The organism is Salmonella sp. GDC200615 (genome assembly GCF_050574145.1).
Classification (GTDB): domain Bacteria; phylum Pseudomonadota; class Gammaproteobacteria; order Enterobacterales; family Enterobacteriaceae; genus Salmonella; species Salmonella enterica.
In genome coordinates this window covers 737,229-750,971 of record NZ_CP192247.1, presented here as the reverse complement: position 1 = coordinate 750,971, position 13,743 = coordinate 737,229, and the positions used below count along the sequence as shown (strand labels likewise).

Below are 13,743 nucleotides of genomic sequence, written 5' to 3'. Positions count from 1 at the left end.
TCGAGTTGCAGGCAGGCGCAGCCAACGCATCTGCAACTTGAAAGACGACGAGTATAGCTGTAGCCACCACTGTTGTCTTTAAGATTCAGGAGCATAGTGCATGGAGTTCAGTGTAAAAAGCGGTAGCCCGGAGAAACAGCGGAGTGCCTGCATTGTCGTGGGCGTCTTTGAACCGCGTCGCCTTTCTCCGATTGCAGAACAGCTCGACAAAATTAGCGACGGATACATCAGCGCATTGCTGCGTCGCGGCGAACTGGAAGGAAAACCGGGGCAGACTCTGTTGCTGCACCATGTTCCTAACGTTCTTTCCGAGCGAATCCTCCTCATTGGTTGCGGCAAAGAGCGCGAGCTTGATGAACGTCAGTATAAGCAGGTTATTCAGAAAACGATAAATACTCTGAATGATACTGGTTCGATGGAAGCCGTCTGTTTCCTGACCGAACTGCACGTTAAAGGCCGCAACAACTACTGGAAAGTGCGTCAGGCCGTCGAAACGGCCAAAGAGACGCTTTATAGCTTTGATCAACTCAAGACCAACAAGAGCGAGCCGCGCCGCCCGCTACGTAAGATGGTCTTTAATGTGCCGACCCGCCGTGAGCTCACCAGCGGCGAACGCGCCATTCAGCACGGTCTGGCCATCGCCGCCGGGATTAAGGCTGCGAAAGATCTCGGCAACATGCCGCCCAATATCTGTAACGCCGCCTACCTGGCGTCACAGGCGCGCCAGTTGGCCGACAGCTACAGCAAAAATGTCATCACCCGCGTGATCGGCGAACAGCAAATGCGCGAACTGGGTATGAACGCTTATCTGGCGGTCGGCCACGGTTCGCAGAATGAATCGCTGATGTCGGTGATTGAGTACAAGGGCAATCCGTCCGAAGACGCGCGTCCGATCGTGCTGGTGGGTAAGGGCCTGACCTTCGACTCCGGCGGCATCTCCATCAAGCCATCTGAAGGGATGGACGAGATGAAGTACGACATGTGCGGCGCGGCGGCGGTTTACGGCGTGATGCGTATGGTCGCCGAGCTTCAGCTACCGATTAACGTTATCGGCGTACTGGCGGGCTGTGAAAACATGCCGGGCGGACGCGCGTATCGTCCGGGCGACGTACTGACCACCATGTCCGGTCAGACGGTTGAAGTGCTGAATACCGATGCTGAAGGCCGTCTGGTACTGTGCGACGTGCTGACCTACGTTGAGCGCTTCGAACCGGAAGCCGTCATTGACGTCGCGACGCTAACCGGCGCCTGCGTGATTGCGCTGGGCCATCACATTACCGGTCTGATGTCGAACCATAACCCGCTGGCGCATGAACTGATCGGCGCGTCCGAGCAAGCGGGCGACCGCGCGTGGCGTCTGCCGCTGGGCGATGAGTTCCAGGAACAACTGGAGTCCAACTTTGCGGATATGGCGAACATTGGTGGTCGTCCTGGCGGCGCTATCACCGCGGGCTGCTTCCTGTCGCGCTTTACCCGTAAGTACAACTGGGCGCACCTGGATATCGCCGGTACCGCCTGGCGTTCCGGCAAAGCGAAAGGCGCGACGGGTCGTCCGGTAGCGCTGCTGTCGCAGTTCCTGCTCAATCGTGCAGGCTTTAACGGCGAAGAGTAAGTTTGAGATTACCCCGTAGGCCTGATAAGGCGCATTAGCGCCGCCATCAGGCGTTTTGCCGGATGGCGCTGCGCTTATCCGGCCTACGGGAGGCATCATGACAACGCATTTAAATCCACCACAAGAAGCCCCATATATGAAAAATGCGACGTTCTATCTTCTGGATAATGACACCACCGTCAACGGTTTAAGCGCCGTTGAACAACTGGTGTGTGAAATTGCCGCAGAACGTTGGCGCGCGGGCAAGCGCGTGCTGATCGCCTGCGAAGATGAGAAGCAGGCCATTCGGCTGGATGAAGCGCTGTGGGCAAGACCGGCGGAAAGTTTTGTCCCGCACAATCTGGCAGGCGAAGGCCCACGCGGCGGCGCGCCGGTTGAAATCGCCTGGCCGCAAAAACGCAACAGCAGCCCGCGCGATATTTTAATCAGCCTGCGTACAAGCTTTGCAGATTTTGCCACCGCTTTCACAGAAGTGGTAGACTTCGTCCCTTACGAAGAAACTTTGAAACAACTGGCGCGCGAACGCTACAAAGCCTACCGCGTGGCTGGTTTTAACCTGAATACGGCAACCTGGAAATAATGGAAAAGACATATAACCCCCAAGATATCGAACAGCCGCTTTACGAGCACTGGGAAAAGCAGGGCTATTTCAAGCCTAACGGCGACGAAAGCAAAGAGTCCTTCTGCATCATGATCCCGCCGCCGAACGTCACCGGCAGTTTGCATATGGGACATGCTTTCCAGCAAACCATCATGGATACCATGATCCGTTACCAGCGTATGCAGGGTAAAAACACCCTGTGGCAGGTCGGCACCGATCACGCCGGGATCGCCACCCAGATGGTGGTTGAGCGTAAGATTGCCGCTGAAGAAGGTAAAACCCGTCACGACTACGGCCGCGATGCGTTTATCGACAAAATCTGGCAATGGAAAGCGGAATCCGGCGGCACCATTACCCGTCAGATGCGCCGTCTCGGCAACTCCGTTGACTGGGAGCGCGAGCGCTTCACCATGGACGAAGGTCTTTCCAATGCCGTGAAAGAAGTCTTTGTCCGCCTGTACAAAGAAGACCTGATTTACCGCGGCAAACGCCTGGTGAACTGGGACCCGAAGCTGCGCACCGCCATCTCTGACCTGGAAGTGGAAAATCGCGAGTCCAAAGGCTCCATGTGGCACATCCGCTATCCGCTGGCCGACGGCGCGAAAACCGCAGACGGTAAAGATTACCTGGTCGTCGCCACCACCCGTCCGGAAACCGTACTGGGCGATACTGGCGTGGCCGTGAACCCAGAAGATCCGCGTTATAAAGATCTGATTGGCAAATTCGTTATTCTGCCGCTGGTTAACCGCCGCATTCCAATCGTTGGCGACGAACATGCCGATATGGAAAAAGGCACTGGCTGCGTGAAGATCACCCCGGCGCACGACTTTAACGACTATGAGGTCGGGAAACGTCATGCCCTGCCGATGATCAACATCCTGACCTTTGACGGCGACATCCGCGAAAGCGCGGAAGTGTTCGATACCAAAGGTGAAGAGTCTGACGTTTATTCCAGCGAGATTCCGGCTGAGTTCCAGAAGCTGGAACGCTTTGCTGCCCGTAAAGCAGTCGTTGCTGCCGTTGACGCGCTGGGCCTGCTGGAAGAAATTAAACCGCACGATCTGACTGTCCCTTACGGCGACCGTGGCGGCGTGGTTATCGAACCGATGCTGACCGACCAGTGGTACGTCCGTGCAGACGTGCTGGCGAAACCGGCGGTGGAAGCGGTTGAAAACGGCGACATTCAGTTCGTGCCGAAGCAGTACGAAAACATGTACTTCTCCTGGATGCGCGATATTCAGGACTGGTGTATCTCTCGTCAGCTGTGGTGGGGTCACCGTATCCCGGCATGGTATGACAACGACGGCAACGTCTACGTTGGCCGTACCGAAGACGAAGTGCGTCAGGAAAATAACCTCGGCGCCGACATTCAGCTTCGTCAGGACGAAGACGTTCTCGATACCTGGTTCTCCTCCGCGCTGTGGACTTTCTCTACCCTCGGCTGGCCGGAAAACACCGACGCCCTGCGTCAGTTCCACCCGACCAGCGTGATGGTTTCCGGCTTCGACATCATCTTCTTCTGGATTGCCCGCATGATCATGATGACCATGCACTTCATCAAAGATGAAAACGGCAAGCCGCAGGTGCCGTTCCATACCGTCTACATGACCGGTCTGATTCGCGACGACGAAGGCCAGAAGATGTCCAAATCCAAGGGTAACGTTATCGACCCGCTGGATATGGTCGACGGCATCTCCCTGCCGGAACTGCTGGAAAAACGCACCGGCAATATGATGCAGCCGCAGATGGCGGAGAAAATTCGCAAGCGTACCGAGAAGCAGTTCCCGAACGGCATTGAGCCGCACGGCACCGACGCCCTGCGCTTTACCCTGGCGGCGCTGGCTTCTACCGGTCGCGACATCAACTGGGATATGAAGCGTCTGGAAGGTTACCGTAACTTCTGTAACAAGCTGTGGAACGCCAGCCGCTTTGTGCTGATGAACACCGAAGAGCAGGATTGCGGCTTCAACGGCGGCGAAATGACGCTGTCGCTGGCGGACCGCTGGATCCTGGCGGAACTCAACCAGACCGTTAAAGCCTACCGCGAAGCACTGGATAACTTCCGCTTCGACATCGCCGCGGGCATTCTGTATGAATTCACCTGGAACCAGTTCTGCGACTGGTATCTGGAGCTGACCAAGCCGGTAATGACCGGGGGTTCCGAGTCTGAACTGCGCGGCACCCGCCATACGCTGGTCACCGTACTGGAAGGTCTGCTGCGCCTGGCGCACCCGATCATCCCGTTCATCACCGAAACCATCTGGCAGCGCGTGAAGGTCATTTGCGGTATTACCGCCGACACCATCATGCTGCAGCCGTTCCCGGAATATAACGCCGCACAGGTGGATGAAGCCGCGTTGGCCGATACCGAGTGGCTGAAGCAGGCGATCGTCGCAGTACGTAACATTCGTGCGGAAATGAACATCGCCCCGGGCAAACCGCTGGAACTGCTGCTGCGCGGCTGTAGTGAAGAAGCCGTTCGTCGTGTTAACGACAACCGTAGCTTCCTGCAAACCCTGGCGCGTCTGGAAAGCATCACCGTGCTGCCAGCCGATGACAAAGGCCCGGTTTCCGTGACCAAAATCATCGACGGCGCCGAACTGCTGATCCCGATGGCAGGCCTCATCAACAAAGACGATGAGCTGGCGCGTCTGGCGAAAGAAGTGGCGAAAATCGAAGGCGAGATTGCCCGTATCGAAGGCAAACTGTCCAACGAAGGTTTCGTCGCCCGTGCGCCGGAAGCGGTGATTGCCAAAGAGCGTGAGAAGCTGGAAGGTTATGCAGAAGCCAAAGCGAAGCTGATTGAGCAGCAGGCAGTTATTAGCGCGCTGTAATCTGAAAGCCTGATGGCGCTTCGCTTACCAGGCCTACACGTTCGCTTATTGACATGGCGCGATCGGTAGGCCGGATAAGGCATTCACGCCGCCATCCGACAACATGAATTATGGGCCGACGTAAACGTCGGCCTTTTTACATCAGATAAACGGGAAGTAAGGCATGATGCCACGAGAAATCCACATTAGCGGGCTGTTTTCCAGCGGCTTCTCATCATTGGTTAACTCAAGCGAATCCAGATCGCCCTGGACCTGTGTATTCTGCGCCAGCCAGCTCACCAGCCAAATTTTCAACCACGGATAAGCCAGCCCTAAGGTCACGCCGGAAATCACAAACACCACCAGTAACCGCCACAGCATACCGTGTGCAGTGACAGAGGAATGAAAACGAATCGAATCGTTCGCCAGTGACAAATTGTTTAAAAACAGGTTGCGTAACGCCACATATAAGTAACTGGTTACAACAATAATCGCGAGAAAATAGAGGAAATAACATGCCATTATCTGGCCATAATATTTCAGAATAAGCGCCCCTCCTGCCTGCGCATTCCCCATCATACTCAAAAGAATCATGTCGGTGAACACCGGCGCGATTAGATAACCAATCACGACAGCAAAAGGGAAAAGGGTCAACATTGCCAACACGCACCCTCTGATGCACGTTTTAACATTAACCTGAATCGAGAAACGATGAATGCCAAAGTTTGCGCCATTACCAAACAAGGTCATCCATTTGCTGTAGGTAATACCGTTAATGACCCCTATCCCAATAATAGCCAGCAAACCGAGAAAAACGATACTGAACACTAAACCGCCGACGGCGATGGTTACCAGTGAGATAATATAAAGAACAATATAAAGCGCCACCATCAGGAGTACAGGAAGAGCGAACATGTACCACCAGGCGCGCCGCATGGAACACTGGAATCCAAAATGTACGCCATTAAGCGAAGTCATCATCGCCTGATACTGTAATCCTTTCACCGCCATAAAAGGAATAATCGCAATTAATAAGCCGAATAGCGTAAAACCGAGACCGGGATGACCGTGTTCAATAAGAGAGAGGCTAACAATATAAATAATAAAAACTAACAACACACTAATAAATAATGCGCCGCCCGTGGCTTTGTAAGCAAAAGGCTGATTGTTTAGCGTCATATTAGTATAAATATAACGTCGACATTTCACCATCGCCCACGGCGCATAGATTCCCAACGTGATACACGTCAACAAGAAATTCACAAGGCAAATAACAAAATACTTTCCGCCCTTGCCTGTAAACACCAACGTGTGATTATGGTTATCTTTACTACTGATAACGTTATTCATGAATCATATCCCTGAATTACAATCTATTAGAATTAATAATAAAAACCAGTAAATTGTTACTGATTTGACTACGATACTATTTTTGTTTAATTTTTCCGCCTTTTATTTTGTCTGATTCAGGATCTCCTTGCGCGTAACTCAAGACGGTGGTATTAAAGTAATCTATAAATAAATTTTAAAAATTGAGCCATATTATGAATAATGTCGCCTCGCCAACGCTCACGGTGCGCCGAATCACTACCGCTGACAATGCCGCTATTGCCCGTGTCATCCGTCAGGTTTCAGCGGAATACGGACTTACCGCCGATAAAGGTTATACCGTTGCCGACCCCAATCTGGATGAACTGTATCAGGTTTATAGCCAACCGGGCGCGGCCTACTGGGTGGTAGAGCAAAACGGTTGTGTGGTGGGCGGCGGCGTGGCGCCGTTATCCTGTAGCGAACCAGACATTTGTGAACTGCAAAAAATGTATTTTTTACCGGTGATTCGTGGTCAGGGACTAGCGAAAAAGCTGGCGCTGATGGCGCTGGATCATGCCCGTGAACAGGGTTTTAAACGCTGCTATCTGGAAACAACGGCTTTTTTACGCGAGGCGATTGCGCTATACGAACGTTTAGGATTTGAACATATTAGCGAACCGCTCGGTTGCACCGGACATGTCGATTGCGAAGTGAGGATGTTAAAGGATCTCTGAAAACCAGGCGTTTATTTATCCTCGCCAGGTATTATTTTTGCTGATATAAGTAATCCCGGAAACATCCTGTTATCCGGGAATCACTTATTATTCAAGGAAGTTATAAATGAAACGCCTATTATCAGCAATTGTTTTCCCCGCTATGTTTATTAGTATCTCTAATGTATATGCATTAGATATACAGCCCGGCGAATGGAAAATGGAAAATATAGAAATGCGCACCATCAATCCAGATACAAAAGAAGTATTAATGGATGAAAAAAATTCGGGCATAGCGACGCTTATGTGTTATACCCCTAAAATGTCTGAAGATTCTAAAAAAATGGTGAAGGGTTTTTCTACCAGTGCAGGCGGTTGCACGACAACATTTGTAGAAAGTACGGATACCAAACTGATCAATGAGACTGTCTGTAATAATCCTGATGTCAAATCGCACTCTATTGTAGAAACGACGAAAATAAGCGATACAGAATTTGCGATGACCATGAAATCGGATGTCGATGCAGGAGGTAATAAAACAACCTCCATCAACAAAATTAAACAAACCTTTGTTGGCAAGACCTGCTCTGAAGCGTCAAAAGGCGTGAAACAGTAAGTATTTCAACACAAGAACCCGTAGTGATGATGCAAAAAGGGCATTGTTCACGGTAACCTTTCGGGAATATAACACTGAGTGAGTTCTTTTTGCCTGCCTCAGGGCAGGCTTTACTCAGGACAGAATATCATGAAAATGACTTTTCCTGCTCGCCAGCAGTTTGATGCCGGGCGGATGACCACGCAGGTGGCAACAGCGTAAAAGATAAAAACGCTAATCTTTAATTTTACCCTTTATCCGGCGGCTGGCACGCCGCTATGAAAACGAAACTCGCGGTCTGGCGACAAGATAAGGTCAGCTTCCACCTCGCCAAAATAGCGCACGCGCGCAGAAATGTCCTCGGCGGAAATCTGCTGCGCCAGCGCCAGGTAATCCTGATAATGCCGCGCTTCGGAGCGCAGAAGCGAGAGATAAAACGTCTGTAAATCCTCATCCAGCCAGGGCGCCAGAGCGGCAAAACGTTCGCAGGAGCGGGCTTCGATATACGCCCCGCAAATCAGCTTATCAATTAAGGTGAGCGGTTCGTGCGTGCGTACCGCTTTCAACATTCCTTTCGCGTAGCGGCTGGCGGTGATTTTCACATAAGGAATGTTTCTGGCCTGCATGACCTCGCGTACCTGCCAAAAATGGTGCAACTCCTCTTTAATCAATAACACCATACGGTCGATAAGCTGACGTCCCCAGGGGTCATCAGTTTGCGGCATGGCGCTTTTGCTAATCTGTTTATGCAGGGCAACAAAATCCGGCTCCGGCCCCTGACGAAACGCGAACGCCTCGTAAGGTTGCAGCCAGGAGAGCAGCGCGTCGGCGCCCGATTTATCGGCGACATATTTACGCACCAACAGCAACGCGGTTTGCGCAGCCTTCAGTTCGCAGATCAGGTGATCGGTAAGCAGAAGAGGAAGATTTTGCGGATCGCGGGCCTGGACAATCCACGCCTGCGGCGTCGGGCAATGCAGGAAATTAAGCACCGGAGAGAGTATTTGCGGGTAATTCATACGTAACCTGTTAAAAAAATACGACAGCAGACGCTGCCGTACCGTCATACTATGCAGCTTTAGTGACGCACGCCGTCGTCATCTTCATCGACATAATCGTCGTCATCACCCTCTTCGCCATTAGGGTCTTCAAAATAGGTTCCCCAGCCGTCGTATTCGACATCATATTTTTCCGCCAGGTTCATCAGTTGCTCAACCTGAGCGTCGATGAGTTCGGCGTTCAACGCGCACTCGCTGAGGATGTCGCAACAAATAACCGTATCGCCCTCTTCCACTTCCAGCTCTTCCGGCTCCGTCACTTCATAGCCGAGTTTAAAGGCTTCTACCGCGGCTTTTTCCAACGTTTCGAAATCGTCAGCGGAAAGGTGATGCTCGATAGTGTACAGCGCATCCGGATCGCTGCCGTCCTCAAGTAACTCTTCAATAATTAAGCGCGTTTCTTCACGCTGCTCTTCCAGTAATTCCGGGTTTGCCATAGCTCGTTCCTCATAGATGTCCTGCCGATACTCTTATTGTCACATACCGCCGACGTTGCCTCCACCTTATCGAGAAAAGTTTTATCAAACAGGGTTGCAAATGAATAATAACCCATATAAAGTGAATTTTAATTCAATGAGAGGCCTAAGCCATGTGAGGGAAGTATGTCTACGTTTTACCAAAAACCTTTTTTAAAGTTACTTGATTTCACCGCCAGCGAGCTCACTGCTCTGTTGCAGCTTGCCGCCAAACTGAAAGCCGATAAGAAAAACGGTAAAGAAGAACAAAAGCTGGTGGGTAAGAATATTGCGCTCATCTTCGAAAAAGACTCGACCCGGACACGATGCTCTTTCGAAGTTGCCGCATACGATCAGGGGGCGCGCGTGACGTACCTGGGTTCCAGCGGGAGCCAGATCGGCCATAAAGAGTCCATCAAAGATACTGCCCGCGTCCTGGGCCGGATGTTTGACGGTATTCAGTATCGAGGATATGGCCAGGAGATCGTCGAAACGCTGGCTGAATATTCCGGTGTGCCGGTATGGAACGGTTTAACCGATGAGTATCACCCAACGCAATTACTGGCGGATCTGCTCACTATGCAGGAACATCTGCTGGGTAAAGCCTTTAACGAGATGACGTTGGTCTATGCCGGAGACGCGCGTAATAACATGGGTAACTCCATGCTGGAAGCCGCCGCGTTAACAGGATTAGATCTCCGTCTGGTTGCGCCAAAAGCCTGCTGGCCGCAAGCCGCGTTAGTGGCGGAGTGCAGCGCCATGGCGAAAAAGAACGGCGGCGCCATCACCCTGACCGAAGATATCGCCTCAGGCGTAAAAGGCGCGGATTTTATCTATACCGATGTTTGGGTCTCTATGGGCGAACCCAAAGAGAAATGGGCGGAGCGTATTGCCCTGCTGCGTGATTATCAGGTCAACAGCCAGATGATGGCGTTAACCGGCAATCCGCAGGTTAAGTTCCTGCATTGTCTGCCTGCGTTCCATGATGACGAAACCACGCTCGGCAAAAAAATGGCCGAAGAGTACGGTTTACATGGCGGGATGGAGGTGACCGACGAGGTTTTTGAGTCTGCGGCCAGCATTGTCTTTGATGAAGCGGAAAACCGCATGCATACCATCAAAGCAGTAATGGTAGAGACGCTGTCTAAATAATGTCGTGATGATGCCGGATGGCGGTTGGCCTACAAGATCGCAACGTGCAGGCGCCGCCATCCGGCACAAAATATTACGCCATCAGCATTTTCACAACCGCTTTACGTACCCGCGCCGGTTCTCCCACCGCGCACAGGGGCTTATGCACTTCGCCGGGATAAAACACCACAAAGTCGCCTTCGTTCAGGACGACGGTTTTCTCGTCGACGCTCGTCGGTAAAAATGCAATGTCTTTATCCGCCAGCCAGTCCGTGTGCGGCGTTCCCGCAGGCCGGGTACTGAATGCCATCCCTTCCTGACCTTGTAGCACAATCTGAATATCAAGATAACGGGCGTGATACTCTGCGCTGCGCGATTCGCCCGGCTCCGTCATATTTTCAGAAATCATATAAAACAGCCTGTCGCCGTCAATGTCATACTTACCTGGCGCGGTCGTTGCCGTGACATGCGCATTGACGTGCTCAATCGCCTGCCGTAACGCCGTCGGCAGCCAGGCCTCCAGATATTCAATATTGCCAATAATCATCGCATCCCCTTAGTTAAAACAGCGTTTTATATTTCTCTTTATACGAGAAAAATGGCTGCCATACTACCCTTACTCTCATCGATTTTGCGCCAGCGCATGTTTATCGCCAGCGGTGTTTCTATATTGTTAATAGTTCGCCCAACTTTATGCAGTACCTATGCATAAACCCCAGCGGCGCCAAATTGCCATCACTAACAACGCTTTGATATTAAAGGCGTTAACATAAAAACGTTTTAGCGATCACAATTCGCTCTCCCTGCATAAATGACTTCTCTATCCATAGTTATTTTTAAATTATTTAAATATCCCCGATAATAAAATCCCCCTCACGCATAGTTATGCAACCATTAAAAACAATCATTTTATTTTCAATGAGTTAAGATTTAAATATCATTCAATACAACAAACAAATAATTAACAATAAAAAAATAACAAACCATATAGCTGCGTAGTAATTCATTTAATGCCTTATTGTTTTTTGAATTTCTCTGACCCGGCTCATATATTAAGTAAGAAAAATAGCACTCCTTGATTGATGTGAATCTCATCACATTAACAACCCAAATAAAATTCAATCATTGCTCCCGAATTTAACTGAAACGCCGCGACTGCAAGCACGCTAAATATTTGCAGCCACTCCTTCTTTATTCTTGAAATTATGTAAAAGGTATAATGATGGAAAAGCATTTTGTCGGTTCTGAAATCGGTCAATTACGCAGCATAATGTTGCATCGGCCCAATCTCAGTCTAAAAAGACTTACCCCTTCAAATTGTCAGGAATTACTTTTTGACGATGTATTATCCGTAGAGCGCGCTGGCGAAGAGCATGACATTTTTGCCAACACGCTGCGCCAGCAAGGGATAGAAGTGTTGCTGTTAACCGACCTGCTCACCCAAACGCTGGATGTGGCTGACGCTAAAGCCTGGCTACTGGATACGCAAATTTCCGATTATCGCCTTGGGCCCACCTTTGCCGCAGATATTCGCGCCTGGCTGGCGGATATGCCGCACCGTGAACTGGCTCGCCATTTAAGCGGCGGTTTAACTTACGGCGAAATTCCCGCCTCCATAAAAAATATGGTGGTCGATACTCACGATATTAATGACTTTATTATGAAGCCATTACCGAATCACCTATTTACCCGTGACACGTCCTGCTGGATATATAACGGCGTCTCAATTAACCCCATGGCGAAACCTGCACGCCAACGTGAAACGAATAATTTACGTGCTATTTATCGCTGGCATCCTCAATTCGCAGGCGGTGATTTCATTAAATATTTCGGCGACGAGGACATTAATTACGACCACGCCACTTTAGAGGGCGGCGATGTGCTGGTGATTGGCCGCGGCGCGGTGTTGATCGGTATGTCTGAACGTACTACGCCGCAGGGCGTCGAGTTCCTGGCGCAGGCATTGTTTAAACATCGTCAGGCGGAACGCGTCATTGCCGTTGAACTGCCAAAACATCGCTCCTGCATGCACCTTGACACCGTCATGACCCACATTGATATCGACACCTTCTCCGTCTATCCGGAAGTCGTTCGCCCGGACGTTCAGTGCTGGACGCTGACGCCAGACGGACGCGGCGGTCTGAAACGAACCCAGGAGAGCACGCTGGTTCATGCTCTTGAAAAAGCGCTTGGCATCGATCAGGTGCGCTTAATCACCACTGGCGGCGACGCATTTGAAGCTGAGCGCGAACAGTGGAATGACGCCAATAACGTGCTCACCCTGCGTCCCGGCGTGGTGGTGGGCTATGAGCGCAACATCTGGACCAACGAAAAATACGACAAAGCCGGCATTACCGTCCTTCCCATTCCCGGCGATGAACTGGGTCGCGGGCGCGGGGGCGCACGCTGCATGAGCTGTCCACTGGAACGCGATGGTATTTAAAGGAGACGTTATGGAAAACAAACGCACACTGGTCGTCGCGCTGGGCGGCAATGCGCTGCTCAAACGCGGCGAACCGCTGGAGGCTGATATTCAGCGTAAAAATATCGAACTGGCGGCCAGAACCATCGCCCAGCTTACGCGGCAATGGCGCGTGGTGTTAGTGCACGGCAACGGCCCACAGGTAGGACTGCTGGCGCTACAAAATAGCGCCTACGCTAACGTTACGCCCTACCCGCTCGATATTCTCGGTGCGGAAAGCCAGGGCATGATTGGCTACATGCTGCAACAGGCGCTGAAGAATCATCTGCCGGAGCGTGAAATCAGCGTCCTGCTCACCCAGGTCGAAGTCGATGCCAACGACCCGGCATTCCTCAATCCAACCAAATATATCGGCCCCATTTACGACGAAGCGCAGGCCCGTGCGTTACAGGCAGAAAAGGGCTGGGTATTCAAAGCCGACGGTAACGCCTTCCGCCGCGTTGTGCCCTCCCCGCAGCCGAAACGCATTGTGGAAAACGATGCCATCCGCGCGCTGATTAGCCGCGATCACCTGGTTATCTGTAACGGCGGCGGCGGCGTGCCGGTAGTGGAAAAAGCCGATGGCTACCACGGTATCGAGGCGGTGATCGACAAAGATCTGTCCGCCGCCCTGCTTGCCAGCCAAATTCACGCCGACGCGCTGCTCATTCTGACCGATGCCGACGCGGTGTATCTCGACTGGGGCAAACCCACCCAACGCCCGCTGGCGCAGGTTACGCCGGAGCTGCTTCGTGAAATGCAGTTCGACGCCGGTTCGATGGGCCCGAAAGTGACCGCCTGCGCTGAGTTTGTCAGCCATTGCCGCGGCATTGCCGGAATCGGCTCGCTGGCGGATGGGCAAGCCATTCTCGCGGGCGAGAAAGGTACTTTGATTCGGTGTGAAACCGCCGACGTTGACGCATAAGGCTTTTTACCGGATGGCGGCTTCCGCCTTATTCGGCCTACAGAGCGCGCATAACCGTGGGCCGGATA

General features: G+C 51.8%; 13 protein-coding genes. 9 read left to right on the top strand and 4 right to left on the bottom strand.

The genetic code is table 11. The annotated features are described in order from the left end of the window. The first annotated feature begins 100 nt into the window (after nt 1–100). The 3 genes from pepA (at nt 101) to ACQ29O_RS03525 (ending at nt 5,047) form a co-directional block, all read left to right on the top strand. On the top strand, nt 101–1,612 hold the full coding sequence (gene pepA, locus ACQ29O_RS03535; RefSeq protein ID WP_000397158.1) for a leucyl aminopeptidase: 1,512 nt from the start codon (nt 101–103) through the stop codon (nt 1,610–1,612). 136 nt (nt 1,613–1,748) lie between these two features. Continuing rightward, entirely contained in the window at nt 1,749–2,192 is a 444-nt protein-coding gene (gene holC / locus ACQ29O_RS03530) for a DNA polymerase III subunit chi (protein WP_001523689.1), read from the top strand. Further along, nucleotides 2,192–5,047 (top strand): valine--tRNA ligase, encoded by a 2,856-nt coding sequence (locus tag ACQ29O_RS03525; protein WP_000416340.1) that lies wholly within the window; start codon nt 2,192–2,194, stop codon nt 5,045–5,047. Before holC ends, ACQ29O_RS03525 begins: the two co-directional genes overlap by 1 nt. A gap of 141 nt (nt 5,048–5,188) precedes the next feature. Here the strand turns inward: ACQ29O_RS03525 and ACQ29O_RS03520 are convergent, their stop codons facing one another. Further along, on the bottom strand, nt 5,189–6,376 hold the full coding sequence (locus ACQ29O_RS03520) for a YjgN family protein (RefSeq protein ID WP_001066983.1): 1,188 nt from the start codon (nt 6,374–6,376) through the stop codon (nt 5,189–5,191). 194 nt (nt 6,377–6,570) lie between these two features. Here ACQ29O_RS03520 and ACQ29O_RS03515 point away from each other — a divergent pair, with 194 nt between their 5' ends. Together ACQ29O_RS03515 and ACQ29O_RS03510 are read left to right on the top strand one after the other, a co-directional pair. Continuing rightward, nucleotides 6,571–7,071, top strand: a complete 501-nt coding sequence (locus ACQ29O_RS03515; protein WP_119896023.1) for a GNAT family N-acetyltransferase — start codon at nt 6,571–6,573, stop codon at nt 7,069–7,071. A gap of 106 nt (nt 7,072–7,177) precedes the next feature. Further along, nucleotides 7,178–7,666 (top strand): DUF3617 domain-containing protein, encoded by a 489-nt coding sequence (locus tag ACQ29O_RS03510; protein WP_000826193.1) that lies wholly within the window; start codon nt 7,178–7,180, stop codon nt 7,664–7,666. A gap of 233 nt (nt 7,667–7,899) precedes the next feature. Here the strand turns inward: ACQ29O_RS03510 and miaE are convergent, their stop codons facing one another. Then, entirely contained in the window at nt 7,900–8,712 is an 813-nt protein-coding gene (gene miaE, locus ACQ29O_RS03505) for a tRNA isopentenyl-2-thiomethyl-A-37 hydroxylase MiaE (protein WP_000218459.1), read from the bottom strand. A gap of 11 nt (nt 8,713–8,723) precedes the next feature. Continuing rightward, nucleotides 8,724–9,140, bottom strand: coding sequence for a ribonuclease E inhibitor RraB (rraB, locus tag ACQ29O_RS03500; RefSeq protein WP_000002940.1), 417 nt, complete (start codon nt 9,138–9,140; stop codon nt 8,724–8,726). Between the two features lie 16 nt (nt 9,141–9,156). On the opposite strand from rraB, the gene argL reads away from it, so the two are divergent. Beyond that, nucleotides 9,157–9,336 (top strand): putative translational regulatory protein ArgL, encoded by a 180-nt coding sequence (argL, locus tag ACQ29O_RS03495; protein WP_371067900.1) that lies wholly within the window; start codon nt 9,157–9,159, stop codon nt 9,334–9,336. Continuing rightward, nucleotides 9,306–10,310: an ornithine carbamoyltransferase gene (gene argF, locus ACQ29O_RS03490; RefSeq protein ID WP_000103035.1), complete on the top strand. Its 1,005-nt coding sequence runs from the start codon at nt 9,306–9,308 to the stop codon at nt 10,308–10,310. The genes argL and argF overlap by 31 nt, the downstream gene beginning before the upstream one ends. A gap of 73 nt (nt 10,311–10,383) precedes the next feature. On the opposite strand, the gene ACQ29O_RS03485 is transcribed toward argF, so the two are convergent. After that, nucleotides 10,384–10,836, bottom strand: coding sequence for a YhcH/YjgK/YiaL family protein (locus tag ACQ29O_RS03485; protein WP_000583462.1), 453 nt, complete (start codon nt 10,834–10,836; stop codon nt 10,384–10,386). Between the two features lie 675 nt (nt 10,837–11,511). Here ACQ29O_RS03485 and arcA point away from each other — a divergent pair. Both arcA and arcC read left to right on the top strand, forming a co-directional pair. Continuing rightward, entirely contained in the window at nt 11,512–12,732 is a 1,221-nt protein-coding gene (gene arcA, locus ACQ29O_RS03480) for an arginine deiminase (protein WP_020937321.1), read from the top strand. A 10-nt stretch (nt 12,733–12,742) separates the two neighbouring features. Further along, complete coding sequence (arcC, locus tag ACQ29O_RS03475) at nt 12,743–13,675, top strand: carbamate kinase (RefSeq protein ID WP_000428751.1); 933 nt, start codon at nt 12,743–12,745, stop codon at nt 13,673–13,675. Nucleotides 13,676–13,743: the final 68 nt, after the last annotated feature.

Coding starts and splice junctions, on each gene's coding strand:
- holC (WP_001523689.1), top strand. CDS start 1,749: ATGAAAAATGCGACGTTCTATCTTCTGGATAATGACACCACCGTCAAC.
- ACQ29O_RS03485 (WP_000583462.1), bottom strand. CDS start 10,836: ATGATTATTGGCAATATTGAATATCTGGAGGCCTGGCTGCCGACGGCG.
- ACQ29O_RS03510 (WP_000826193.1), top strand. CDS start 7,178: ATGAAACGCCTATTATCAGCAATTGTTTTCCCCGCTATGTTTATTAGT.
- miaE (WP_000218459.1), bottom strand. CDS start 8,712: ATGACGGTACGGCAGCGTCTGCTGTCGTATTTTTTTAACAGGTTACGT.
- ACQ29O_RS03520 (WP_001066983.1), bottom strand. CDS start 6,376: ATGAATAACGTTATCAGTAGTAAAGATAACCATAATCACACGTTGGTG.
- ACQ29O_RS03515 (WP_119896023.1), top strand. CDS start 6,571: ATGAATAATGTCGCCTCGCCAACGCTCACGGTGCGCCGAATCACTACC.
- arcC (WP_000428751.1), top strand. CDS start 12,743: ATGGAAAACAAACGCACACTGGTCGTCGCGCTGGGCGGCAATGCGCTG.
- argL (WP_371067900.1), top strand. CDS start 9,157: ATGTCCTGCCGATACTCTTATTGTCACATACCGCCGACGTTGCCTCCA.
- rraB (WP_000002940.1), bottom strand. CDS start 9,140: ATGGCAAACCCGGAATTACTGGAAGAGCAGCGTGAAGAAACGCGCTTA.
- argF (WP_000103035.1), top strand. CDS start 9,306: ATGTCTACGTTTTACCAAAAACCTTTTTTAAAGTTACTTGATTTCACC.
- pepA (WP_000397158.1), top strand. CDS start 101: ATGGAGTTCAGTGTAAAAAGCGGTAGCCCGGAGAAACAGCGGAGTGCC.
- ACQ29O_RS03525 (WP_000416340.1), top strand. CDS start 2,192: ATGGAAAAGACATATAACCCCCAAGATATCGAACAGCCGCTTTACGAG.
- arcA (WP_020937321.1), top strand. CDS start 11,512: ATGGAAAAGCATTTTGTCGGTTCTGAAATCGGTCAATTACGCAGCATA.